Raw genomic sequence first — 22,298 nt, 5'->3', positions numbered from 1 at the left:
GGCCGAACAGGGGCGCGGCCACCCCGCCACCCACCCGCGCAGGCGAACCCCCGGCCGGCCAGGGGCCCGGGCCACCCCCGCCCCCGGTGGCCCGCACCCGTACGCTGGACCCCGTGCAGGTACTTCACGATGCCCCCCTCGCCCCCCTCACCACCTTCCGGCTCGGTGGGCCGGCCTCTCGGCTCGTCGTGGCCGGGTGTGATGACGACGTCATCTCCGTCGTGCGGGAGGCCGACGAGGCGCGGGTGCCGTTGCTCGTCATCGGTGGGGGCAGCAATCTCGTCATCGGGGACAAGGGGTTCGCCGGGACCGCCCTGCGGATCGCCACCACCGGGTTCCGGCTGGAGGGGACGCGGCTCGACGTGGCCGCCGGGGAGGTCTGGAGCGACGTCGTGGCCCGGACCGTGGAGGCCGGGCTCGCCGGGATCGAGTGTCTGGCTGGGATCCCCGGATCCGCCGGCGCCACCCCGATCCAGAACGTGGGCGCGTACGGCCAGGAGGTCTCCTCCACCATCCGCGAGGTCGTCGCGTACGACCGGGCCGAGCGGCGCACCGTGGTGCTGACCGCCGCCGAGTGCGACTTCTCCTACCGGCACAGCCGGTTCAAGGCCCACCCCGACCGGTACGTCGTCCTGCGCGTCCGCTTCGAGCTGGAGGACGCCGGCGGGCTCTCCGCGCCGATTAAGTACGCCGAGACCGCCCGCGCGCTCGGCGTCGAGCCCGGCGACCGCGTTCCGGCCGCCACCGCCCGCGAGACCGTCCTCAAGCTGCGGGCCGGCAAGGGCATGGTGCTGGACGCCGAGGACCACGACACCTGGTCCGCCGGGTCCTTCTTCACCAACCCGATCCTGGGGGAGCGCGAGTACCGCGCGTTCCTGGAGAAGGCCGCCGCGCGGCTCGGCGACGACGTCTCCCCGCCCGCCTGGGACCTCGGGGACGGGCTGACCAAGACCTCCGCCGCCTGGCTCATCGACAAGGCCGGGTTCACCAAGGGGTACGGCACCGGGCCCGCCCGGATCTCCACCAAGCACACCCTCGCCCTCACCAACCGCGGCGGCGCCACCACCGAGGACCTGCTCGCCCTCGCCCGCGAGGTCGTCGCGGGCGTGGAGCGCGCCTTCGGGGTGACCCTCGTCAACGAGCCGGTGACCGTCAACGCCGAGATCTGATCTCACCCGCCGGGGTCAGTAGGCCACGCAGACGCCTTGCTTCACGGTCGCCTGGTCGGTGATCATCCGCAGCATCGCGTCCGCCACGTCCGCCCGTCCGATCGTGCGCGCGCTGCGCGGGGTCGCCCCCACGGCCGTGCGGTACGTGCCGGTCCTGGGCTTGTTGACCAGGCGGACCGGGCGGACCGCCGTCCAGTCCAGGGCCGAGGCGGCCAGCTCGGCCTCGGTACGGCGCAGGTCCTCGTAGACGTCCTTCAGGACCCGGGTGACGATCGCCAGGGTCAGCCGGTCCAGGAACGGGTCGTCGGGCGCCTCCGGGCCCACCGGTCCCGCGCTCACCACCAGCAGCCGGCGGGTGCCCTCCGCGTCCATCGCCTTCACGATCGAGCGGGTCAGCCGGGCCGTGATGCCCGTCGCCGCGTCCGCCCGCTTGTTCGCGCCGAGCCCCGAGAGGACCGCGTCCCGGCCCGCCACCGCCGGACGCAGGGACTCGGGGTCCGAGAGATCGCCCCGGACGACCTCCAGGCCCGTCCCCGTCGTCGTGAAGCGCGCCGGGTCCCGAACCACCGCCGTGACCTGGTGTCCCCCGGCCAGCGCCTGGCGGACCAGCTCCGTGCCGATCCTGCCCGTCGCACCGAAAACCGTGAGCTTCATCTGCGTTCACCCTCCCCTGGTGGATGGTCGTTCCTCCGCCAAGGGTGCCCAAGGTGTCAGGAGGCCAGCCAGGAATCCACCCCGGCGATCAACTGCGACTTCACCGCCTGCGGCGCGGCCGAGCCGCGCACCGACTGCCGTGCCAGCTCCGCCAGTTCGGCGTCGGTGAAGCCGTGGTGGAGGCGGGCGAACTCGTACTGGGCGGCGAGGCGGGAGCCGAACAGGAGCGGGTCGTCGGCGCCGAGCGCCAGCGGCACGCCCGCCTCGTACAGGGTGCGCAGCGGGACGTCCTCGGGCTTCTCGTACACGCCGAGGGCGACGTTGGAGGCGGGGCAGACCTCGCAGGTGATGCCGCGCTCGGCCAGCCGCCGCAGCAGGCGCGGGTCCTCGGCGGCGCGCACCCCGTGACCGATGCGGGTGGCGTGCAGATCGTCCAGACAGTCCCGCACGGACGCGGGACCGGCCAGCTCGCCGCCGTGCGGCGCCGCCAGCAGCCCGCCCTCCCGGGCGATCGCGAAGGCGCGGTCGAAGTCGCGCGCCATGCCCCGGCGCTCGTCGTTGGAGAGGCCGAAGCCGACCACGCCCCGGTCGCCGTACCGCACGGCGAGGCGGGCCAGGGTGCGGGCGTCCAGCGGGTGCTTCATCCGGTTCGCCGCGACCAGGACCCGCATCCCGAGCCCGGTCTCGCGCGCGGCCGTCTCCACCGCGTCCAGGATGATCTCCAGGGCCGGGATGAGCCCGCCGAGCATCGGCGCGTAACTGGTCGGGTCGACCTGGATCTCCAGCCAGCCCGAGCCGTCCCGGACGTCCTCCTCGGCGGCCTCGCGCACCAGCCGCTGGATGTCCTCGGGGGCGCGCAGACAGGAGCGCGCGATGTCGTACAGGCGCTGGAAGCGGAACCAGCCGCGCTCGTCGGTGGCCCGCAGCTTCGGCGGCTCGCCGCCCGTCAGCGCGTCGGGCAGGTGCACGCCGTACTTGTCGGCGAGCTCCAGCAGCGTCGTGGGGCGCATCGACCCCGTGAAGTGCAGGTGCAGATGGGCCTTCGGCAGGTCTCGTACGTCACGAACGCGCTCCATTGAAGGATCTTGCCGCACGCCACCGGCATCCGACAGCCCCTTTCCCCGATCGGGACCTTGTCCGAACGCGGGAACGGACCACCGACTCATGTGAGTCGGTGGTCCGTTCCGGGCAGTGCTCGGCGCGGAACGCCTCAGTCGCGCGCCTCCGCCAGCAGCTTCTGGATCCGCGAGACGCCCTCGACGAGGTCCTCGTCGCCCAGCGCGTAGGACAGGCGCAGATAGCCCGGGGTGCCGAAGGCCTCGCCCGGGACGACCGCGACCTCGGCCTCCTCCAGGATCAGCTCGGCGAGCTCGACGGAGGACCGCGGGCGCTTGCCGCGGATCTCCTTGCCGAGCAGGCCCTTCACCGAGGGGTACGCGTAGAACGCGCCCTCGGGCGTCGGGCAGACCACGCCGTCGATCTCGCTGAGCATCCGCACCATGGTCTGGCGGCGGCGGTCGAAGGCGGTGCGCATCTCGGCGACCGCGTCGAGGTCGCCGGAGACCGCGGCGAGCGCCGCCACCTGGGAGATGTTGGCGACGTTGGAGGTGGCGTGCGACTGGAGGTTGGTCGCGGCCCTGATGACGTCCTGGGGGCCGACGATCCACCCGACCCGCCAGCCGGTCATCGCGTACGTCTTGGCGACGCCGTTGACCACGACGCACTTGTCGCGCAGCTCGGGCAGGAGCGCGGGCAGCGACACGGAGACCGCGTCCCCGTAGACCAGGTGCTCGTAGATCTCGTCGGTCATCACCCACAGGCCGTGCTCGACGGCCCAGCGGCCGATCGCCTCGGTCTCGGCCTCGGTGTAGACCGAGCCGGTGGGGTTGGACGGGGAGACGAAGAGGACGACCTTGGTCTTCTTCGTACGAGCGGCTTCCAGCTGCTCGACCGAGACCCGGTAGCCGGTGGTCTCGTCGGCGACGACCTCGACCGGGACACCGCCCGCGAGGCGGATCGACTCCGGGTAGGTGGTCCAGTACGGCGCCGGGACGATGACCTCGTCGCCCGGGTCCAGGATCGCCGCGAAGGCCTCGTAGATCGCCTGCTTGCCGCCGTTGGTCACCAGGATCTGCGACGGGTCGACCTCGTAGCCGGAGTCGCGCAGGGTCTTCTCGGCGATGGCCTTCTTGAGCTCGGGCAGGCCGCCGGCCGGCGTGTAGCGGTGGTACTTCGGGTCGCGGCAGGCCGCCGCGGCCGCCTCGACGATGTAGTCCGGGGTCGGGAAGTCGGGCTCACCGGCGCCGAAGCCGATCACCGGGCGCCCGGCGGCCTTGAGGGCCTTGGCCTTGGCGTCGACGGCGAGGGTCGCGGACTCGGAGATCGCGCCGATGCGCGCGGAGACCCGGCGCTCGGTCGGAGAAGTTGCAGCGCTCATACCGGCCATCGTCCCAGACCCGCCGCGGCCCGGGCACACCGGTTTCAGGGACCGGACAGGGCGCTCGCGCGGGCCGTTCGGGGCATCCGCGCCGAGCCGTCGGGAGGTATCTGTTCGACGCCGGGCGCAGGACCACGTACACTCACCTGTCGTTGGCCTCCACCAACCGATCCACTCCGGGCACTCGGTGCACTCGGGCGGATGCGGTAGGTTGGGGGAACCACAAAGGGTCGTAGCTCAATTGGTAGAGCACTGGTCTCCAAAACCAGCGGTTGGGGGTTCAAGTCCCTCCGGCCCTGCTACACACACCTTCGCCAGGATGTGTGCGCATGTACGTACTTCTATGCACCGCCGTGCGGCTCCACCGGGCGCGGCACGGCCACGACCCGGAATCAGGTGAGAAGCGTGACGGACGCCGTGGGCTCCATCGACATGCCTGATGCCCAGGACGAGGCCTCTGCGGACCAGGACTCCAAGAAGAAGTCCCGCAAGGGCGGCAAGCGCGGCAAGAAGGGCCCCCTGGGCCGTCTCGCGCTCTTCTACCGCCAGGTCGTCGCCGAGCTGCGCAAGGTGGTCTGGCCGTCGCGCAACCAGCTGTCGACGTACACCACCGTGGTGATCGTGTTCGTCGTCATCATGATCGGCATCGTGACCGTGATCGACACCGGATTCCAGCACGTCGTCAAGTACGTCTTCGGCTGATCCGCTGCGTAAGGGCGCCCACCCGGCGCCTTTTTCGCATTGTTCCACCCATCTGTAGCCAGGAAGAAGCAGCCACGTGTCTGACCCGAATGTGAACGACGCCCTCGAGTCGGCGGAGTCCGTGGAGGACCAGCTCGACATCGTCGAGGCGGCGGACGCCGAGGCCGACGAGGTCGAGGCTGCCGACGCCGAGGCGGGCGAGGCGGCCGAGCAGGCGGCGCTCCACGTCGAGGACGCCGAGCACGTCGAGGACGACGCCGAGCTGGACGCCGAGGAGACCGCGTCCGCCGAGACCGCCTCCGAGGACACCGAGGCCGCCTCCGACGACGACGAGGCCGCCGAGGAGGCTCCCGAGGAGCCCGCCGCGCCCGTCGACCCGGTCGAGGCCCTGCGCCAGGAGCTGCGCGGTCTGCCCGGCGAGTGGTACGTGATCCACACCTACGCGGGCTACGAGAAGCGCGTGAAGGCCAACCTGGAGCAGCGCGCCGTCTCACTGAACGTCGAGGAGTTCATCTACCAGGCCGAGGTGCCCGAGGAAGAGATCGTCCAGATCAAGAACGGCGAGCGCAAGAACGTCCGGCAGAACAAGCTGCCCGGTTACGTTCTCGTCCGCATGGATCTGACGAACGAGTCCTGGGGCGTCGTCCGCAACACCCCGGGCGTCACCGGCTTCGTGGGCAACGCCTACGACCCGTACCCGCTGACCCTGGACGAGATCGTCAAGATGCTCGCCCCGGAGGCCGAGGAGAAGGCCGCCCGCGAGGCCGCCGAGGCCGAGGGCAAGCCGGCTCCGGCCCGCAAGGTCGAGGTCCAGGTGCTCGACTTCGAGGTGGGCGACTCGGTCACCGTCACCGACGGCCCGTTCGCCACGCTCCAGGCCACGATCAACGAGATCAACGCCGACTCGAAGAAGGTCAAGGGCCTCGTCGAGATCTTCGGCCGCGAGACCCCGGTCGAGCTCAGCTTCGACCAGATCCAGAAGAACTAGTTCTTCCGGACCACACGTCTTCCGAACAGGTCAGACGGGCTCTCAAAGCCTGTCTGACCTGCTCGGTTTTTAGCCGCAGACAGATACCCGTTATCGTTGTGCGGTATGCCTCCATCCGGATGATCGGATGTCAGGCGGTTCACTCTCACTAGGACCCGGAGAGAGCAATGCCTCCCAAGAAGAAGAAGGTCACGGGGCTTATCAAGCTCCAGATCAACGCCGGTGCGGCGAACCCGGCCCCGCCGGTCGGCCCCGCGCTCGGTCAGCACGGCGTCAACATCATGGAGTTCTGCAAGGCCTACAACGCGGCCACCGAGTCGCAGCGTGGCTGGGTGATCCCGGTGGAGATCACGGTCTACGAGGACCGTTCCTTCACCTTCATCACCAAGACCCCGCCGGCCGCGAAGATGATCCTCAAGGCCGCTGGTGTCGAGAAGGGCTCCGGCGAGCCGCACAAGACCAAGGTCGCGAAGATCACCGAGGCCCAGGTCCGCGAGATCGCCACGACGAAGCTCGCCGACCTGAACGCCAACGACCTGGACGCCGCGTCCAAGATCATCGCTGGCACCGCCCGTTCCATGGGCATCACGGTCGAGGGCTGATCCCAGCTCACCCCGTTTGACCTCAGTGGTAGGGCCAAGCGCTGGTCCGTACCACGACTCCATGACTGCCACGCGGCGTCAGCCGCATGGTGTTACTGCATACAGGAGCAGAAGTGAAGCGCAGCAAGACTCTCCGCGCTGCGGACGCCAAGATCGACGCGGACAAGCTCTACGCCCCGCTCGAGGCCGTCCGTCTCGCCAAGGAGACCTCCGCGACCAAGTTCGACGGCACCGTCGAGGTCGCCTTCCGCCTGGGTGTCGACCCGCGCAAGGCCGACCAGATGGTCCGTGGCACCGTGAACCTCCCGCACGGCACCGGTAAGACCGCCCGGGTCCTGGTCTTCGCGACCGGTGACCGTGCCGAGGCCGCGCGTGCCGCGGGCGCCGACATCGTGGGCTCGGACGAGCTCATCGACGAGGTCGCCAAGGGCCGTCTGGACTTCGACGCCGTCGTCTCCACCCCGGACCTCATGGGCAAGGTCGGCCGCCTCGGCCGCGTGCTCGGCCCGCGTGGTCTGATGCCGAACCCGAAGACCGGCACGGTCACCCCCGACGTCGCCAAGGCGGTCGAGGAGATCAAGGGCGGCAAGATCGAGTTCCGCGTCGACAAGCACTCGAACCTGCACTTCATCATCGGCAAGGTGTCCTTCGACGACACCAAGCTGGTGGAGAACTACGGCGCCGCTCTGGAGGAGATCCTCCGTCTGAAGCCGTCCGCCGCCAAGGGCCGCTACATCAAGAAGGCGACCATCGCCACCACGATGGGCCCCGGCATCCCGGTCGACTCCAACCGCACCCGCAACCTCCTCGTCGAGGAGGACCCGGCCGCGGTCTGACCGGACCGAGCCTCGGCTCGCCTCGGCTGATCCAGAGCCGGGCCCCGCACCTCTCCAAAGGCGCGGGGCCCGGCTTTTTTGTCGCAACCGCGTCCCAACGGCCCCGGGCGGCCGGGGTGTTGTCCGACCCCTGCGCTACCGTCGAGGGGTAAGGGAATGAGCATTCGAGGGGGAGCGCATGAGCACCAGTTCCGTTCGGCGTACGGGTATCTCACTGGTCGCGGTCGCGGCGGCCCTGGTGGGCGTCGCCGCCTGCGGCGGGTCCGACAGCGGGGACAAGAGCGCGCCGGCCCAGGGGCACAAGGGCGGATCGGACTTCAGCCCGGTGGCCGCTCTCCAGGCGGTCCAGAAGAAGACGGACGGAGCGGGCTCCGCCAAGGTCGAGATGACGATGTCCATGGGCGCCGTGATGGGCCTGGAGGGCAAGGGCAGCCTGGCGTGGGGCGACGGGATGACCGGCGCCATGCGGATGAAGTACACCCAGGGCGCCCAGGCGCAGACCATGAAGCAGCTGGGCAGCGACAGCATCGACGCCCGCTATCTGCGCGACGCCTACTACGCCGACATGGGCCCCCAGTTCGCCAAGAACCTCGGCGGCAAGCACTGGATCCGCTACGGGTACGACGACATGGCCAAGCTGATGGGCCCGGCCGGCGCCGTCATGAAGGACCAGATGCAGAACTCGACGCCCCAGCAGGGCGTGAAGGCGCTGCTGGCCTCGGGTGACGTCAAGAAGGTCGGCACCGAGGACGTCCGCGGCGTCCAGGCCACGCACTACTCCGGCACGGTCGACGTGGCCAAGCTCTTGGACGGCAACTCGGGCCTGGACGCGAAGACGCTGGACGGCTTCAAGGCCCAGATGAACCAGAGCGGTATCACCACCGACACGGTCGACATCTGGGTGGACAAGAACGACCTGCTGGTGAAGAAGACCGAGCGCGCGGCGACCAAGAACGGCGAGCTGAACAGCACGGCGTACTACGCGGACTACGGCGTCAAGGTCTCCGTCGAGGCCCCGGCGGCCTCCGACACCGTGGACTTCACGACGATGATCAAGCCGAAGGCGTCCGCTCAGCCCTCGTAACCCCCGCAACGGCAGACATAATCCGCCCACCTGTCACAGCCCTTGGGTTACGGTGCACACGTTCTGCCCGTTCGACGGTGTTCGACGGCCATCGGCGGGACTCACGGCACGGGGCTTCAAGGGGTGGGGAACATGACCAGGTCCGGATGGACGCGGACGGCGCTGTCGGTGGCGACGGCCGCCGTGGTGGTGGCCGGGGCAGCGGGCTGTGGCGGCGACGACAAGGCCGGCAAGGACGCCAGGAAGCCCGACGGCGCCGCGGGCGTCCAGAAGGCCGCCGCCGCCCCGCAGTCCCGCGACGCCGCCTCGCGGATGCTCGCGGCGGCGTACCGGAAGACCGCCGCGGCCAAGTCCGCCAAGGTCCGGATGACCATGACGGCTCCCGCGTCCCTGGGGGAGGACGGGGGCCGGACCGAGACCAGTGGGGTCATGGCCTGGAACCCGACGGCCATGGACCTCACCGTGACGTCCTCGGTGGCCAAGGGCATGGGCGGCGCCGCCGAGAAGACCCGGATGCTCTGGGTCGACAACGTCATGTACCTGGACACGAGCGGCATGGGCGAGTCGGTCAAGGAGTTCGGCGGCAAGCGCTGGTTCAAGTTCGACCTGACCGCGCTGGCCAAGCAGTCCGGCGAGGACCAGCTGGTCAAGCAGATGACCGCCGGCATGGAGAACATGAACCAGGACCCGGCCCAGCAGCTCGCCCTGCTGCTCGGCTCGCCGAACCTGAAGCACCTGGGCGCCGAGCGGGCCGACGGCGTCTCCTGCGAGCACTACAAGGGCACGCTCACCGTCGACGAGATGGTGAAGAACAGCAAGATGCTCGACACGCTGCCCCCCAAGGACCGCGAGCAGCTCCTGACGAACATGAAGAAGACCGGGATCAAGGGGTACGACACCGAGGTCTGGGTCAACGCGGACGGCTACCCGGTCCGGATGGACGTCGGGATGAACAGCCCCGAGGGCAAGGTCAGCACCTCCGCGCACTACTCGGACTACGGCACCGAGGCCCGGATCACGGCCCCGGCCAAGAGCGACACGGCCGACCTGGCCGAGATGCTGAAGGGCCTGGGCGACCTGGCCCGCAAGGACGGCGCCGCCGGCGGCCCCGGCAGCGTCTGACGGTCCCGTACGACCGGATTTGCTCGATCCGCCACCCGTCACGTACGCTTCCACAGAAGCCAAAGACCGCTGGTCGTTGCCGTGCCTTCGTAAGAGGGGGCGGTGGCCGAAGGTTCCGTTGCATGCGGACGACCCGCGCAGGTGACTGTGGAAAGTTCCCGGATTCTGTCCGGTGGAGCTACGCCCCGTGCACTTGCGCCGGGGCGTTTTTTATGTCGCGGTCCCTTCTGAGCGGTCCTCATCACCCGGAAGGAGGCCGACGCTCATGGCAAGGCCCGACAAGGCTGCCGACGTAGCCGAGCTCGAGGACAAGTTCCGCAGCTCGAACGCCGTCGTGCTGACCGAGTACCGGGGTCTCACCGTGGCCCAGCTCAAGACGCTGCGCCGTTCGCTCGGTGAGAACGCCCAGTACGCCGTGGTGAAGAACACGCTGACCAAGATCGCGGCGAACAACGCCGGGATCACCTCGCTCGACGACCAGTTCACTGGTCCGACGGGTGCCGCCTTCATCACCGGTGACCCGGTGGAGTCGGCCAAGGGTCTGCGTGACTTCGCCAAGGAGAACCCGAACCTGATCATCAAGGGCGGTGTCCTTGATGGCAAGGCGCTGTCCGCCGATGAGATCAAGAAGCTCGCGGACCTCGAGTCCCGCGAGGTTCTGCTCAGCAAGCTGGCCGGCGCGTTCAAGGGCAAGCAGTCCCAGGCTGCCTCGCTCTTCCAGGCGCTGCCGTCGAAGTTCGTCCGCACCGCGGAAGCGCTTCGCGTCAAGCTCGCCGAGCAGGGCGGTGCCGAGTAATTCGGCTCGCGCAGTGATCCGCGCCGCCTAGTGCGCGGGTCGTAGCGGGCCGTTACGCCCGCCTCTCTATACAACCGGCACCTGCCGAATTAGTGGAAGGATCGCCCATCATGGCGAAGCTCTCTCAGGACGACCTCCTCGCCCAGTTCGAGGAGATGACCCTCATCGAGCTCTCCGAGTTCGTGAAGGCCTTCGAGGAGAAGTTCGACGTCACCGCCGCCGCGGCCGTCGCCGTTGCCGGCCCCGCCGGCCCGGGCGCCCCGGCCGAGGCCGAGGAGGAGAAGGACGAGTTCGACGTCATCCTCACCGGTGCGGGCGACAAGAAGATCCAGGTCATCAAGGTCGTGCGTGAGCTGACCTCCCTGGGCCTGAAGGAGGCCAAGGACCTCGTCGACGGCACCCCGAAGCCGGTCCTCGAGAAGGTCAACAAGGAGGCCGCCGAGAAGGCTGCCGAGTCCCTCAAGGCTGCCGGTGCGGCCGTTGAGGTCAAGTGACCTCACGAGTCCTCTGACTCACCGCGCGTGAAGCCCCTGGAGGGCCTGTAACGCGCACACACCAAAGGGCGATCATCCATTCGGGTGGTCGCCCTTCGGCGTACCCGGGCGTCGCCGTGACGGCTGCCTTGCACGGGGGGCGACAGGGAGTATGGTGATCATCGCCGTACGCCCCCGGTACGCCTCGTGGCCGCAGGAGCCGTAACGGAGCGATCTCCGCGGAGCTGAGGGGTCTTGACGAACCGCACGCAGCGCGCAATTCTCAGGACGCGTCGTCACAACGATCCGGATCCGAGGCATGGATCGACGGCGAAGAGGGCAGTATCGATGTGCGCCTCACGGCGCGTGGCCGGCCGAGGTACTGAGAAGAACAATGAGGGTCGCGAAAAATCCGCCCTGGACATCAGTGGGCCGAGTGGCTACACTGACCCTTTGCGCTGCCTGTTAGCTGCCCCCTGCCCGTCACCAGGGGCATGCCCTCGCTTGAGCATCGTTGATTGAACTGCCCTGACCTGGCCTTTCAGCCTCAATCAGGAAACGTCTCTCTCTGTGCCCTCGTGGGACCGGTACGCGCGTAGTGAGTCCGAGCCCTCGGAAGGACCCCCTCTTGGCCGCCTCGCGCAACGCCTCGACCGCCAATACGAACAACGGCGCCAGCACCGCCCCGCTGCGCATCTCCTTTGCAAAGATCAAGGAGCCCCTCGAGGTTCCGAACCTCCTTGCGCTGCAAACCGAGAGCTTTGACTGGCTGCTCGGAAACGCCGCGTGGAAGGCTCGCGTCGAGGCCGCTCTCGAGAACGGACAGGACGTCCCCACGAAGTCCGGTCTGGAGGAGATCTTCGAGGAGATCTCCCCGATCGAGGACTTCAGCGGGTCGATGTCGCTGACCTTCCGCGACCACCGTTTCGAGCCTCCGAAGAACTCGATCGACGAGTGCAAGGAGCGCGACTTCACGTTCGCGGCCCCGCTCTTCGTCACCGCCGAGTTCACCAACAACGAGACCGGCGAGATCAAGTCCCAGACGGTCTTCATGGGCGACTTCCCGCTCATGACCAACAAGGGCACCTTCGTCATCAACGGCACCGAGCGTGTCGTGGTGTCCCAGCTGGTGCGCTCGCCGGGTGTCTACTTCGACTCCAACATCGACAAGACGTCCGACAAGGACATCTACACGGCCAAGATCATCCCGTCCCGGGGTGCCTGGCTCGAGATGGAGATCGACAAGCGCGACATGGTCGGTGTCCGCATCGACCGCAAGCGCAAGCAGTCCGTCACCGTCCTCCTGAAGGCTCTCGGCTGGACCACCGAGCAGATCCTCGAGGAGTTCGGCGAGTACGAGTCGATGCGCGCCACCCTGGAGAAGGACCACACCCAGGGCCAGGACGACGCGCTGCTCGACATCTACCGCAAGCTGCGCCCGGGCGAGCCGCCGACGCGCGAGGCCGCTCAGACGCTGCTCGAGAACCTCTACTTCAACCCCAAGCGCTACGACCTCGCGAAGGTCGGCCGCTACAAGGTGAACAAGAAGCTCGGCGCGGACGAGCCGCTGGACGCCGGCGTCCTCACCACGGACGACGTCATCGCGACCATCAAGTACCTGGTCAAGCTGCACGCGGGCGAGACCGAGACGGTCGGCGAGTCGGGTCGGAACATCGTCGTCGAGACCGACGACATCGACCACTTCGGCAACCGTCGTCTGCGCAACGTCGGCGAGCTCATCCAGAACCAGGTCCGTACGGGCCTGGCGCGTATGGAGCGCGTCGTGCGTGAGCGCATGACGACCCAGGACGTCGAGGCGATCACGCCGCAGACCCTGATCAACATCCGGCCGGTCGTCGCCTCCATCAAGGAGTTCTTCGGCACCAGCCAGCTGTCGCAGTTCATGGACCAGAACAACCCGCTGTCGGGTCTCACCCACAAGCGCCGTCTGTCGGCTCTTGGCCCGGGTGGTCTCTCCCGTGAGCGGGCCGGCTTCGAGGTCCGTGACGTGCACCCGTCGCACTACGGCCGCATGTGCCCGATCGAGACCCCCGAAGGCCCGAACATCGGTCTGATCGGCTCGCTCGCCTCCTACGGCCGCGTCAACGCGTTCGGCTTCATCGAGACGCCGTACCGCAAGGTCGTCGACGGCCAGGTCACCGACGAGGTCGACTACATCACGGCCGACGAGGAAGACCGCTTCGTCATCGCCCAGGCCAACGCCGCGCTCAACGACGAGCTCCAGCTCACCGAGGCCCGCGTCCTGGTCCGCCGCCGTGGCGGCGAGGTCGACTACGTGCCGCCGGCCGAGGTGGACTACATCGACGTCTCGCCGCGCCAGATGGTGTCGGTCGCGACCGCGATGATCCCCTTCCTGGAGCACGACGACGCCAACCGTGCCCTCATGGGCGCGAACATGATGCGTCAGGCAGTCCCGCTCATCAAGAGCGAGGCGCCGCTCGTCGGCACCGGCATGGAGTACCGCTGCGCCACCGACGCCGGTGACGTGCTCAAGGCGGAGAAGGACGGTGTGGTCCAGGAGGTCTCCGCGGACTACATCACCATCGCCAACGACGACGGCACGTACACCACGTACCGCCTGCACAAGTTCTCCCGCTCGAACCAGGGCACCTCGGTCAACCAGAAGGTTGTCGTCGACGAGGGCGCCCGCGTCATCGAGGGCCAGGTCCTCGCCGACGGTCCGGCGACCGAGAACGGCGAGATGGCGCTGGGCAAGAACCTGCTCGTGGCGTTCATGCCGTGGGAGGGTCACAACTACGAGGACGCGATCATCCTGTCGCAGCGCCTCGTGCAGGACGACGTCCTCTCCTCGATCCACATCGAGGAGCACGAGGTCGACGCCCGTGACACCAAGCTCGGCCCGGAGGAGATCACCCGGGACATCCCGAACGTCTCCGAGGAGGTCCTCGCCGACCTCGACGAGCGCGGCATCATCCGTATCGGTGCCGAGGTCGTCGCCGGCGACATCCTCGTCGGCAAGGTCACGCCCAAGGGCGAGACCGAGCTGACGCCGGAGGAGCGCCTGCTCCGCGCGATCTTCGGTGAGAAGGCCCGTGAGGTCCGTGACACCTCGCTGAAGGTGCCGCACGGCGAGACCGGCAAGGTCATCGGCGTCCGCGTCTTCGACCGCGAGGAGGGCGACGAGCTTCCCCCCGGTGTGAACCAGCTGGTGCGCGTGTACGTGGCGCAGAAGCGCAAGATCACCGACGGTGACAAGCTCGCCGGCCGTCACGGCAACAAGGGCGTCATCTCGAAGATCCTGCCGATCGAGGACATGCCGTTCCTGGAGGACGGCACCCCGGTCGACATCATCCTCAACCCCCTGGGTGTCCCGTCCCGAATGAACCCGGGACAGGTCCTGGAGATCCACCTCGGCTGGCTCGCCAGCCGCGGCTGGGACGTCTCCGGTCTCGCCGAGGACTGGGCCCAGCGGCTCCAGGCCATCGGCGCCGACCAGGTCGCCCCCGGCACCAACGTCGCGACCCCGGTCTTCGACGGTGCCCGTGAGGACGAGATCGCCGGTCTCTTCGAGGCCACGATCCCCAACCGCGACGGCGACCGCCTGGTGCAGCCGTCCGGCAAGGCCAACCTGTTCGACGGCCGCTCCGGTGAGCCGTTCCCGGACCCGATCTCGATCGGGTACATGTACATCCTCAAGCTGCACCACCTGGTCGACGACAAGCTGCACGCCCGCTCGACCGGTCCGTACTCGATGATCACCCAGCAGCCGCTGGGTGGTAAGGCCCAGTTCGGTGGCCAGCGATTCGGTGAGATGGAGGTGTGGGCGCTGGAGGCTTATGGCGCCGCGTACGCCCTCCAGGAGCTGCTGACCATCAAGTCCGACGACGTCACCGGCCGTGTGAAGGTCTACGAGGCCATCGTCAAGGGCGAGAACATTCCCGAGCCCGGCATTCCCGAGTCCTTCAAGGTGCTCATCAAGGAAATGCAGTCGCTCTGCCTCAACGTGGAGGTGCTGTCCTCGGACGGCATGTCCATCGAGATGCGCGACACGGACGAGGACGTCTTCCGCGCTGCGGAGGAGCTCGGTATCGACCTGTCCCGGCGCGAGCCGAGCAGCGTCGAAGAGGTCTGACGGGTCTGGTGGGGGCTCTCCCGTAGAGCCCCCGCCGTCCCAGGACCCCCCTCAGACCATCTTGAAGAATCGACCCCGAAAGAGGGATTGACGACAAGTGCTCGACGTCAACTTCTTCGACGAGCTGCGGATCGGCCTCGCCACTGCTGACGACATCCGTCAGTGGTCCCACGGTGAGGTCAAGAAGCCGGAGACCATCAACTACCGCACCCTCAAGCCCGAGAAGGACGGACTCTTCTGCGAGAAGATCTTCGGTCCGACCCGGGACTGGGAGTGCTACTGCGGCAAGTACAAGCGCGTCCGCTTCAAGGGCATCATCTGCGAGCGCTGTGGCGTCGAGGTCACGCGTGCCAAGGTGCGCCGTGAGCGGATGGGCCACATCGAGCTTGCCGCTCCCGTGACCCACATCTGGTACTTCAAGGGCGTTCCCTCGCGCCTTGGCTACCTGCTCGACCTCGCGCCGAAGGACCTCGAGAAGGTCATCTACTTCGCCGCGTACATGATCACGTTCGTGGACGAGGAGCGCCGTACGCGCGACCTGCCGTCGCTGGAGGCCCACGTCTCCGTCGAGCGCCAGCAGATCGAGAACCGCCGCGACGCCGACCTCGAAGCCCGCGCCAAGAAGCTCGAGACGGACCTCGCCGAGCTGGAGGCCGAGGGCGCCAAGGCCGATGTGCGCCGCAAGGTGCGCGAGGGTGCCGAGCGCGAGATGAAGCAGCTGCGCGACCGCGCGCAGCGCGAGATCGACCGTCTGGACGAGGTCTGGGCGCGCTTCAAGAACCTCAAGGTCCAGGACCTCGAGGGCGACGAGCTGCTCTACCGCGAGCTGCGTGACCGCTTCGGCACGTACTTCGACGGCTCGATGGGTGCCGCTGCTCTGCAGAAGCGCCTGGAGACCTTCGACCTCGACGAGGAGGCCGAGCGCCTCCGCGAGATCATCCGCACCGGCAAGGGCCAGAAGAAGACCCGTGCGCTCAAGCGCCTCAAGGTCGTCTCCGCGTTCCTGCAGACCAGCAACAGCCCCAAGGGCATGGTGCTGGACTGCGTGCCGGTCATCCCGCCGGACCTGCGTCCGATGGTGCAGCTGGACGGTGGCCGCTTCGCGACCTCCGACCTGAACGACCTGTACCGCCGCGTGATCAACCGCAACAACCGTCTGAAGCGTCTGCTCGACCTCGGTGCCCCCGAGATCATCGTGAACAACGAGAAGCGGATGCTCCAGGAGGCGGTCGACGCCCTCTTCGACAACGGCCGTCGCGGTCGCCCGGTCACGGGCCCCGGCAACCGTCCGCTGAAGTCCCTCAGCGACATGCTGAAGGGCAAGCAGGGTCGATTCCGTCAGAACCTTCTCGGTAAGCGCGTGGACTACTCCGCGCGTTCCGTGATCGTCGTCGGTCCGCAGCTGAAGCTGCACCAGTGCGGTCTGCCCAAGGCCATGGCGCTGGAGCTCTTCAAGCCGTTCGTGATGAAGCGCCTGGTCGACCTGAACCACGCGCAGAACATCAAGAGCGCCAAGCGGATGGTCGAGCGCGGCCGCACGGTGGTCTACGACGTCCTCGAAGAGGTCATCGCCGAGCACCCGGTCCTCCTGAACCGTGCGCCCACGCTGCACCGCCTCGGCATCCAGGCCTTCGAGCCCCAGCTGGTCGAGGGCAAGGCCATCCAGATCCACCCGCTCGTCTGCACCGCGTTCAACGCGGACTTCGACGGTGACCAGATGGCCGTCCACCTGCCGCTCTCCGCGGAGGCGCAGGCCGAGGCCCGCATCCTGATGCTGTCCTCGAACAACATCCTCAAGCCGGCCGACGGCCGGCCGGTGACGATGCCGACGCAGGACATGGTCCTGGGTCTGTTCTTCCTCACCACCGACGAGGAGGAGCGCCAGGTCAAGGGTGAGGGCCGCGCCTTCAACTCGACCGCCGAGGCGATCATGGCGTTCGACGCCCGGGAGCTCTCGCTCCAGGCGAAGATCGACATCCGCTTCCCGATCGGCACGGTCCCGCCCCGCGGCTGGACCCCGCCGGTCGACGAGGACGGCGAGACGACCTGGCAGCAGGGCGACTCGTTCCGGCTGCGCACCTCCCTGGGCCGCGCGCTCTTCAACGAGCTGCTGCCCGAGGACTACCCGTTCGTCGACTACTCGGTGGGCAAGAAGCAGCTCTCCGAGATCGTGAACGACCTGGCCGAGCGCTACCCCAAGGTCATCGTGGCGGCGACGCTCGACAACCTGAAGGCGGCGGGCTTCTACTGGGCGACCCGTTCCGGTGTCACCGTGGCCATCTCCGACGTCGTGGTCCCCGAGGCCAAGAAGGCGATCGTCGCGGGCTACGAGGCGCAGGACGAGAAGGTCCAGAAGCAGTACGAGCGCGGTCTGATCACCAAGGACGAGCGCACGCAGGAGCTCATCGCGATCTGGACCAAGGCGACCAACGAGGTTGCCGAGGCGATGAACGCGAACTTCCCGAAGACGAACCCCATCTTCATGATGGTTGACTCGGGTGCCCGAGGAAACATGATGCAGATGCGTCAGATCGCGGGTATGCGTGGTCTGGTGTCGAACGCGAAGAACGAGACCATCCCGCGTCCGATCAAGGCGTCCTTCCGTGAGGGCCTCACCGTTCTGGAGTACTTCATCTCCACGCACGGTGCCCGTAAGGGTCTGGCGGACACCGCCCTGCGTACCGCCGACTCGGGTTACCTGACCCGTCGTCTGGTGGACGTCTCGCAGGACGTGATCATCCGCGAGGAGGACTGCGGCACCGACCGCGGCCTGAAGCTGAAGATCGCGGTCAAGGGCGAGGACGGTGTGCTCCGCAAGACGGAGGACGTCGAGACCTCGGTCTACGCCCGCATGCTCGCCGAGGACGTCGTCGTCGACGGCAAGGTCATCGCGCCGGCCAACGTGGACCTCGGTGACGTGCTCATCGACGCGCTGGTCAACGCGGGCGTCGAGGAGGTCAAGACCCGGTCGGTCCTGACCTGTGAGTCGGCGGTCGGCACCTGTGCCTTCTGCTACGGCCGCTCGCTGGCCACCGGCAAGCTGGTCGACATCGGTGAGGCGGTCGGCATCATCGCCGCCCAGTCCATCGGTGAGCCCGGTACCCAGCTGACGATGCGTACCTTCCACACCGGTGGTGTGGCCGGTGACGACATCACCCAGGGTCTGCCCCGTGTCGTCGAGCTCTTCGAGGCTCGTACGCCCAAGGGTGTCGCCCCGATCTCGGAGGCGGCCGGCCGCATCCGGATCGAGGAGACCGAGAAGACCAAGAAGATCGTCGTCACCCCGGACGACGGCAGCGACGAGACGGCGTTCCCGATCTCCAAGCGTGCCCGTCTGCTCGTGGGCGAGGGCGACCACGTCGAGGTGGGCCAGAAGCTCACCGTGGGTGCCACCAACCCGCACGACGTGCTCCGGATCCTCGGTCAGCGCGCGGTCCAGGTCCACCTGGTCGGCGAGGTCCAGAAGGTCTACAACTCGCAGGGCGTGTCGATCCACGACAAGCACATCGAGATCATCATCCGGCAGATGCTGCGCCGAGTGACGATCATCGAGTCCGGCGACGCGGAGCTGCTGCCGGGCGAGCTCGTCGAGCGCTCGAAGTTCGAGACCGAGAACCGTCGTGTGGTCACGGAAGGCGGCCACCCGGCCTCCGGCCGTCCGCAGCTGATGGGTATCACCAAGGCCTCGCTGGCGACGGAGTCCTGGCTGTCGGCCGCCTCCTTCCAGGAGACGACCCGAGTCCTGACGGATGCGGCGATCAACGCCAAGTCCGACAGCCTCATCGGCCTCAAGGAGAACGTCATCATCGGTAAGCTCATCCCGGCCGGTACGGGTCTGTCCCGCTACCGCAACATCCGGGTCGAGCCGACCGAGGAGGCCAAGGCCGCGATGTACTCGGCCGTCGGCTACGACGACATCGACTACTCGCCGTTCGGCACGGGCTCCGGCCAGGCCGTTCCGCTGGAGGACTACGACTACGGTCCGTACAACCAGTAAGGCGTACGTCTGCTGAAGGGCGCCCACCCCGTTTCACACGGGGTGGGCGCCCTTCGGCGTATCGTGGGTGGCGCTTGTCGAACGCATATTCGAAAGGCGGTGCGGCCGATGGGGATGAGCGCCCAGGAGCGGTTGGTGGACGTGGTGGTGGCCGCGGTGGAGGTGGCGGCCGAGGCGGGCGAGTCCGGTACGTACACCGCCGATGTCGGCCGCACGCTCGGGGCGGTCGTGGCCAAGGTGGGGGCGCGGATCGCGGTCGACGGGGAGGCGCGCGGGTTCTCCAGCGGGTGGCGGGAGGCGATGGCGTTCGTGTCCGGGGGCGGCTCGGAGGGGGGCGGGCGGATCGTGCGGATGCCGGTGCGCGGGGGAGAGGGGGAGGTCACGCCGGGGTGAGGTGAGGCGTGGTGGGGTGAGGTGGGGTTAGGGATTGGGGGTTGGCGGGCCGGGTCGGGGGTGGCCTGGTCGGGGTGGCTCGGGGGAGTTGCGGGGGCGCACGCTGGGTGCGTGCGAGCGTGCGCGCACATTGGGCGGAGTGCGGCAAGGCCCGGAACCTCGCCACAAAATCCTTACAGCGCTGGCCGGGCCCGCCATTAATTCCTTGCGCGCAAGCGCGATAGTCTGGTCCTGCTTCGGAGGGAGGCGATCACATGACCACCAGCGAGCTCGACCGGTTCGCGGCCTGGATCGAGGACCTGATCCGCAGGCGCGGCTTCGACATCGACAGCCCGCGCGGTGGTGGCCGGTCGCGCCTCGCCGACGAGGCCGGGGTCCACCGGGCCGCCGTCACCCGGCTGCTCCAGCGCCAGAGCATGCCGGACCTGGAGACGACGCGGCGGCTGGCGCATGTGCTGGAGGTGCCGGTACGGGAGATGCTGATCCGGTCCGGGCGCCTCACGGAGGAGGACCTTCCGCTGCCCTCCCTGCGGGTGGGGGTGGCCGCGCCCGCGGCGTCGCTCACGTTGGAGGAGGCGGCTGTGGGGCTCGGGGTGCCGCCTGAGCAGCGGGCGATGTTCATCAAGGTGGCGGGGCAGTTTTTGCCGGAGGCGGGGGGGAGGGGGGCGGGTTCCGGGTCCGGCTCTGGGTCCGGGTCGGGGTCCGGGTCCGTGGGGTCCCGCTAGGCGGGGGTTGTCGTTCGTCTGCGGGCCGGTGGGGGCTGGTCGCGCAGTTCCCCGCGCCCCTGAACCCGCTTTCGTCTGCGGGTCGTGGTGGGTTGCTCGCGCGGTTCCCCGCGCCCCTTCAGGGCTCGGTCTTCGGCTGCGGGTTGTTCGTGGCTGGTCGCGCGGTTCCCCGCGCCCCTAACTGCCCAGGGGCGCGGGGAACTGCGCGCTCAGCCCAGCACGGTCCGCAGCTCAACACCGTGGGCAGCCCAGCACGGTCCCTAGGCGTACATCGGGCCGCGGGCGGGCGTCCGTCCAGGCGGGGGGCTGTGGTCGGCTCTTGGGGGCCCGGGGAGCCCGGCCGCGTCCGGAGGGCCGGGGGTCGTAGGTGGCCCCGGGACGGTTGCCCCCCCCCGACGCCCCCGCGAGGCTCCCGCGAGGCTCCCCGAGTTCCTGACTCGTCAGGGTGGGGGGCGGGGGGTGGACAGTAAGCTGGCACGGCCTGTCCTACTTCCCATGGACGCGAGAGAGAGCCGTGCATGGCTGAGAGCGACGGGATCTCCCGGTCCGGCGATGCCGGGCGGGAGGCCGAGGGCCGACCGCGCTCCTATGAGCCGTCCGAGGGTCGTTCGCACTCCTACGAGCCGTCCGAGGGGGCCGTGGGGCTGCCCGTGGCGGCCCAGGACCTGCCGGGGCTGCTCGCCTCCCTCGGGGTCCAGCTCGAACGCCACACCGCCGAGGAGCTCGTCGTCCTGCTGCGCGCCGAGGCCGAGGAGCGCGAGGTGCGCGCGTACGCGGCCGGCTGGCGGGACGCGGCGGCCCAGTACCAGCGCGCCCTGGACGAGACCGCCTCGGCCGCCCGGGCCCGTTCCTTACGCAGGGCGGGGCGCCGCCAGGGGCAGGGCGAGGTCATCCCCCTGCGGCGCGAACCCCCGCCGCGGCCCGGCCCCGCCGCGCCGCCCGAACCGGACCCCGCGCAGCCCGGTCTCGTACGCAAGAGTCCGCGTTCCAAGGCGCCCACCATCCCGCCGCTGGGCCCGCCCCGGCGGGAGCGGGGCGGGGGCGGCGCCCGGCCGCCGGAGGAGGGGCCGGGGTGAGACGCGTCTCAGTGGGTCCTTGGGGTGTCCCGCGTGTGGGTATTTGTTTTGACCCAAGTCGATGAGGTAGGTACGCTCAGACCTTGTGCCTGGGGTGTGCCTGGGCTCCCCTGCGTGCCTACGTCCGCAGGACGAGCCAGATACGGCCACCGCAATCTGCGCTTTCTCCGTGCCCACGGCGAGAGCCCGCAGTATTCGACACACCCGACCGCGTGGGTCGGTGATGTTCCAGGTTAGTTTCACCAACGGCACACAGAAACCGGAGAAGTAGTGCCTACGATCCAGCAGCTGGTCCGGAAGGGCCGGCAGGACAAGGTCGAGAAGACGAAGACGCCCGCGCTTGAGGCTTCGCCCCAGCGTCGTGGTGTCTGCACGCGTGTGTTCACCACCACCCCGAAGAAGCCGAACTCGGCGCTGCGGAAGGTCGCGCGTGTGCGTCTGACCTCCGGCATCGAGGTCACCGCTTACATTCCGGGTGAGGGGCACAACCTGCAGGAGCACTCGATCGTGCTCGTGCGTGGTGGCCGTGTGAAGGACCTGCCGGGTGTTCGTTACAAGATCATCCGCGGTGCGCTTGACACCCAGGCTGTCAAGAACCGCAAGCAGGCCCGCAGCCGCTACGGCGCCAAGAAGGAGAAGTAAGAATGCCTCGTAAGGGCCCCGCCCCGAAGCGCCCGGTCATCATCGACCCGGTCTACCAGTCTCCTCTTGTCACGTCGCTGATCAACAAGATCCTGCTGGACGGCAAGCGCTCCACCGCCGAGCGCATCGTCTACGGCGCCATGGAAGGCCTCCGCGAGAAGACGGGCAACGACCCGGTCATCACGCTGAAGCGCGCGCTGGAGAACGTCAAGCCGTCCCTCGAGGTCAAGTCCCGCCGTGTCGGTGGCGCCACCTACCAGGTTCCGGTCGAGGTCAAGCCGGGTCGTCAGTCGACCCTGGCCCTCCGTTGGCTCGTGGGTTACTCCCGCGCCCGCCGTGAGAAGACCATGACCGAGCGCCTGATGAACGAGCTTCTCGACGCTTCGAACGGCCTCGGTGCGGCCGTCAAGAAGCGTGAGGACACGCACAAGATGGCCGAGTCCAACAAGGCCTTCGCGCACTACCGCTGGTAGTCGCAACCCACATCG

19 protein-coding genes and 1 tRNA gene are annotated in these 22,298 nt (G+C 68.6%); 17 read left to right on the top strand and 3 right to left on the bottom strand.

Translation table 11 applies throughout. The features are described 5' to 3' along the window. The first annotated feature begins 86 nt into the window (after nt 1-86). On the top strand, nt 87-1,169 hold the full coding sequence (locus tag ABZ404_RS15925; RefSeq protein WP_358833582.1) for a UDP-N-acetylmuramate dehydrogenase: 1,083 nt from the start codon (nt 87-89) through the stop codon (nt 1,167-1,169). 15 nt (nt 1,170-1,184) lie between these two features. On the opposite strand, the gene ABZ404_RS15920 is transcribed toward ABZ404_RS15925, so the two are convergent. The 3 genes from ABZ404_RS15920 to ABZ404_RS15910 form a co-directional block, all read right to left on the bottom strand. Further along, a complete protein-coding gene (locus tag ABZ404_RS15920; protein WP_358833581.1) occupies nt 1,185-1,823 on the bottom strand; it encodes an NAD(P)H-binding protein in 639 nt (212 codons plus the stop codon). A 56-nt stretch (nt 1,824-1,879) separates the two neighbouring features. Continuing rightward, nucleotides 1,880-2,899, bottom strand: a complete 1,020-nt coding sequence (locus ABZ404_RS15915; RefSeq protein WP_358833580.1) for an adenosine deaminase — start codon at nt 2,897-2,899, stop codon at nt 1,880-1,882. Nucleotides 2,900-3,033: 134 nt separating this feature from the next. Next, nucleotides 3,034-4,260, bottom strand: a complete 1,227-nt coding sequence (locus ABZ404_RS15910; RefSeq protein ID WP_358833579.1) for a pyridoxal phosphate-dependent aminotransferase — start codon at nt 4,258-4,260, stop codon at nt 3,034-3,036. A gap of 226 nt (nt 4,261-4,486) precedes the next feature. Here ABZ404_RS15910 and ABZ404_RS15905 point away from each other — a divergent pair. From ABZ404_RS15905 to rpsG, 16 genes are all read left to right on the top strand, one after another. Then, a tRNA-Trp gene (locus ABZ404_RS15905) sits at nt 4,487-4,559 on the top strand. A gap of 106 nt (nt 4,560-4,665) precedes the next feature. Continuing rightward, the gene (gene secE, locus ABZ404_RS15900) at nt 4,666-4,962 is read left to right on the top strand and encodes a preprotein translocase subunit SecE (RefSeq protein WP_358833578.1); all 297 of its coding nucleotides are present in this window, start codon (nt 4,666-4,668) and stop codon (nt 4,960-4,962) included. A 76-nt stretch (nt 4,963-5,038) separates the two neighbouring features. Beyond that, complete coding sequence (gene nusG, locus ABZ404_RS15895; RefSeq protein WP_358833577.1) at nt 5,039-5,950, top strand: transcription termination/antitermination protein NusG; 912 nt, start codon at nt 5,039-5,041, stop codon at nt 5,948-5,950. Nucleotides 5,951-6,117: 167 nt separating this feature from the next. Beyond that, nucleotides 6,118-6,552 carry a 50S ribosomal protein L11 gene (gene rplK / locus ABZ404_RS15890; protein WP_053731185.1) on the top strand — a complete coding sequence of 145 codons (435 nt, stop codon included), beginning with the start codon at nt 6,118-6,120 and terminating at the stop codon, nt 6,550-6,552. 113 nt (nt 6,553-6,665) lie between these two features. Then, nucleotides 6,666-7,388, top strand: a complete 723-nt coding sequence (gene rplA / locus ABZ404_RS15885) for a 50S ribosomal protein L1 (protein WP_358833576.1) — start codon at nt 6,666-6,668, stop codon at nt 7,386-7,388. A 178-nt stretch (nt 7,389-7,566) separates the two neighbouring features. Further along, nucleotides 7,567-8,472, top strand: coding sequence for a hypothetical protein (locus tag ABZ404_RS15880; RefSeq protein ID WP_358833575.1), 906 nt, complete (start codon nt 7,567-7,569; stop codon nt 8,470-8,472). A gap of 132 nt (nt 8,473-8,604) precedes the next feature. Beyond that, nucleotides 8,605-9,594, top strand: a complete 990-nt coding sequence (locus tag ABZ404_RS15875) for a hypothetical protein (RefSeq protein WP_358833574.1) — start codon at nt 8,605-8,607, stop codon at nt 9,592-9,594. Nucleotides 9,595-9,859: 265 nt separating this feature from the next. After that, a complete protein-coding gene (gene rplJ, locus ABZ404_RS15870) occupies nt 9,860-10,390 on the top strand; it encodes a 50S ribosomal protein L10 (protein WP_358833573.1) in 531 nt (176 codons plus the stop codon). A 110-nt stretch (nt 10,391-10,500) separates the two neighbouring features. Further along, nucleotides 10,501-10,884, top strand: a complete 384-nt coding sequence (rplL, locus tag ABZ404_RS15865) for a 50S ribosomal protein L7/L12 (RefSeq protein ID WP_358833572.1) — start codon at nt 10,501-10,503, stop codon at nt 10,882-10,884. A 607-nt stretch (nt 10,885-11,491) separates the two neighbouring features. Continuing rightward, nucleotides 11,492-14,977, top strand: coding sequence for a DNA-directed RNA polymerase subunit beta (rpoB, locus tag ABZ404_RS15860; protein ID WP_358833571.1), 3,486 nt, complete (start codon nt 11,492-11,494; stop codon nt 14,975-14,977). 97 nt (nt 14,978-15,074) lie between these two features. Continuing rightward, the gene (locus tag ABZ404_RS15855) at nt 15,075-18,974 is read left to right on the top strand and encodes a DNA-directed RNA polymerase subunit beta' (protein WP_358833570.1); all 3,900 of its coding nucleotides are present in this window, start codon (nt 15,075-15,077) and stop codon (nt 18,972-18,974) included. Nucleotides 18,975-19,082: 108 nt separating this feature from the next. Beyond that, nucleotides 19,083-19,367, top strand: a complete 285-nt coding sequence (locus tag ABZ404_RS15850) for a hypothetical protein (protein WP_358833569.1) — start codon at nt 19,083-19,085, stop codon at nt 19,365-19,367. A 254-nt stretch (nt 19,368-19,621) separates the two neighbouring features. Next, nucleotides 19,622-20,092: a helix-turn-helix transcriptional regulator gene (locus ABZ404_RS15845; RefSeq protein ID WP_358833568.1), complete on the top strand. Its 471-nt coding sequence runs from the start codon at nt 19,622-19,624 to the stop codon at nt 20,090-20,092. A 518-nt stretch (nt 20,093-20,610) separates the two neighbouring features. After that, nucleotides 20,611-21,168, top strand: a complete 558-nt coding sequence (locus ABZ404_RS15840; RefSeq protein ID WP_358833567.1) for a hypothetical protein — start codon at nt 20,611-20,613, stop codon at nt 21,166-21,168. A 270-nt stretch (nt 21,169-21,438) separates the two neighbouring features. Continuing rightward, nucleotides 21,439-21,810, top strand: coding sequence for a 30S ribosomal protein S12 (rpsL, locus tag ABZ404_RS15835; RefSeq protein ID WP_007265893.1), 372 nt, complete (start codon nt 21,439-21,441; stop codon nt 21,808-21,810). A 2-nt stretch (nt 21,811-21,812) separates the two neighbouring features. Then, a complete protein-coding gene (rpsG, locus tag ABZ404_RS15830) occupies nt 21,813-22,283 on the top strand; it encodes a 30S ribosomal protein S7 (protein ID WP_101389595.1) in 471 nt (156 codons plus the stop codon). Nucleotides 22,284-22,298 lie beyond the last annotated feature (15 nt).

This window comes from Streptomyces sp. NPDC005878 (assembly GCF_040629815.1).
Lineage (GTDB): Bacteria > Actinomycetota > Actinomycetes > Streptomycetales > Streptomycetaceae > Streptomyces.
Note: the sequence above shows the minus strand (reverse complement) of the source record. Positions and strands in the feature narration are given on the sequence as shown.